This window comes from Mesorhizobium sp. M7A.F.Ca.MR.362.00.0.0, assembly GCF_004023175.1.
In the GTDB taxonomy this organism is placed as follows: domain Bacteria; phylum Pseudomonadota; class Alphaproteobacteria; order Rhizobiales; family Rhizobiaceae; genus Mesorhizobium.
Genome location: NZ_RZTF01000116.1, coordinates 15,964 through 16,471, shown reverse-complemented (window position 1 = coordinate 16,471; position 508 = coordinate 15,964). Strand labels below are relative to the sequence as shown.

2 protein-coding genes are annotated in these 508 nt (G+C 64.6%); both read left to right on the top strand.

Going from position 1 to position 508, the window contains the following annotated elements; genetic code table 11:
• The coding region (locus EOC06_RS16320) for an SH3-like domain-containing protein (RefSeq protein WP_128308252.1) at positions 1-153 on the top strand (153 nt) is incomplete at its 5' end.
• Entirely contained in the window at positions 140-499 is a 360-nt protein-coding gene (locus EOC06_RS16315; RefSeq protein ID WP_128308251.1) for a nitrile hydratase accessory protein, read from the top strand. The genes EOC06_RS16320 and EOC06_RS16315, both read left to right, overlap by 14 nt.
• Positions 500-508 lie beyond the last annotated feature (9 nt).

Below are 508 nucleotides of genomic sequence, written 5' to 3'. Positions count from 1 at the left end.
GTGTTCCCCGACAGCAACGCGCATGGACACGGCGAAAATCCGCAATGGGTCTACACCGTGGTTTTCGAAGGGCCGGAAATCTGGGGCGAGGGCGCCGACCCGACGCTAAGCGTGTCGATAGACGCCTGGGAGAACTATCTTGAGCCGGCGTGATACGGATCTGCCCGAGCTGCCGCCGGGCGTCGATGCGCCGGTGTTTGCCGAGCCATGGCAGGCCGAAGCCTTCGCCATGACGGTGGCGCTGCACGACAAGGGCCTGTTTTCGTGGAGCGAGTGGGCGCAGGCGCTGTCGATCGAAGTGAGGAAGCCAGGCGCCGCGGCTGACGGCCATGACTATTACGAACATTGGCTGGCCGCGCTTGAAAGCCTGCTTGCCACCAAAGGGCTGGCAGCCAAGTCCGACGTCGACGCCATGGCTGAGGCCTGGGAGCGCGCCGCGCATGCTACGCCGCACGGCAAGCCGATCCTGCTGGAAAACGATCCCCAGCCGATTCGATAAGGTGTGGGG